At 67.4% G+C, this 1,252-nt stretch carries 2 protein-coding genes; both read left to right on the forward strand.

Translation table 11 applies throughout. The features are described from left to right. The first annotated feature begins 61 nt into the window (after positions 1-61). Positions 62-790, forward strand: a complete 729-nt coding sequence (locus Y694_RS22930) for a phosphopantetheine-binding protein (protein WP_081782316.1) — start codon at positions 62-64, stop codon at positions 788-790. After that, a partial coding sequence (locus Y694_RS24575) for a condensation domain-containing protein (RefSeq protein WP_197028851.1) occupies positions 691-1,252 on the forward strand: 562 nt, incomplete at its 3' end. The genes Y694_RS22930 and Y694_RS24575, both read left to right, overlap by 100 nt.

The raw sequence follows: 1,252 nt of genomic DNA on the forward strand, positions 1-1,252 counted from the left end.
CGGTCGGTTGTACCGAACGGGAGACCTGGCGCGCTGGCGAGCGGAGGGGACGCTGGAGTTCATGGGGCGGGTGGATCACCAGGTCAAGCTGCGCGGCTTCCGCATCGAGCTCGACGAGATCCAGTGCGCGCTCAACGAGTGCCCGGGCGTCAGGGAGTCGCTGGCAGTGCTGCAGGAACTCAGTCCGGGCCATCCCCGGCTGGTGGCCTTTCTGGTCGGCGAGGGCGTGCGCCCCGAGGCGGTTCGCGCCCAGTTGAAGCAGCGTCTGCCCGAGCACATGCTGCCGTCTGCCATCACGGTTCTGCCCGCCTTTCCCCTGACACCGAACGGCAAGATCGACCGGGCCGCCCTGCTGGCCCTGTCCGGGCGGGAGCGCTCGTCCGAACGCAGCGATGATGACCTGCCGGACGCTCCGATGGAGCGTCTGCTGGCGCGCATCTGGTGCGAAGTGCTGAACCTGGATCGAATCGAATCCCAGGACCACTTCTTCGAACTGGGCGGCGACTCGCTGCTCGCGTCGCAGATGATGGCGCGGGCACGCCGGCTCCTGAACGTCAAGGCGTCGGTCAATGTGCTGTTCGAGGCACCTGTCCTGGCCAAGCTGGCCAAGCGCCTGCAATCCGAGGGGGCTCGACTCGATCAGGCACGCGCCATGCCGTGGTGGCGCGCCGACGGCCGGCGCGTCTGCCCTTGTCCGGCGCGCAGAAGGGCCTGTGGTTCCTCGACCGTCTGCAGGGATCGAGCGAGGCGTACCACATCTCTCATGCGCTGCGCCTTCGCGGGCGGCTGAACATCGAGGCCCTGCAGGCCGCGTTGCAAGCGGTGGTCGATCGGCACGAAAGCCTGAGAACGGGCTTTGTCGAGGACGACGAGGGGCAACCGCTCCCGCGCATCAGCCCCACCGTGGCGGTCGCCATCCGGGTGCACGCTCTGGACGACGAGGGCGAGCAGGGAGAAGCCGCGTCTCGGGAAGACCGGCTGAGCGAACACCTGCAGGAACTCGTCGCGCAGCCGATGCGGCTCGACGGCGCATCGCTGCTGCGCGCACATCTTGTCCGCAACGCGCAAGACGACCATGCGTTGCTGATCGTCATGCACCACATCGTCTCGGATGGGTGGTCCGTGGCCGTGCTGATGCGCGAACTGGAACATTTCTATGCCGCCGGTCTTCGGGGCGAGAAGCCTGTCGTCGAGCGGCTGCCTGTTCAGTTCGCCGACTACGTGCTGTGGCAACAGGAGCAGGAGGATCGCG

It is taken from the genome of Methylibium sp. T29-B (assembly GCF_000576225.1).
Classification (GTDB): Bacteria; Pseudomonadota; Gammaproteobacteria; order Burkholderiales; family Burkholderiaceae_C; genus Methylibium; species Methylibium petroleiphilum.

Coding starts and splice junctions, on each gene's coding strand:
- Y694_RS22930 (WP_081782316.1), top strand. CDS start 62: ATGGGGCGGGTGGATCACCAGGTCAAGCTGCGCGGCTTCCGCATCGAG.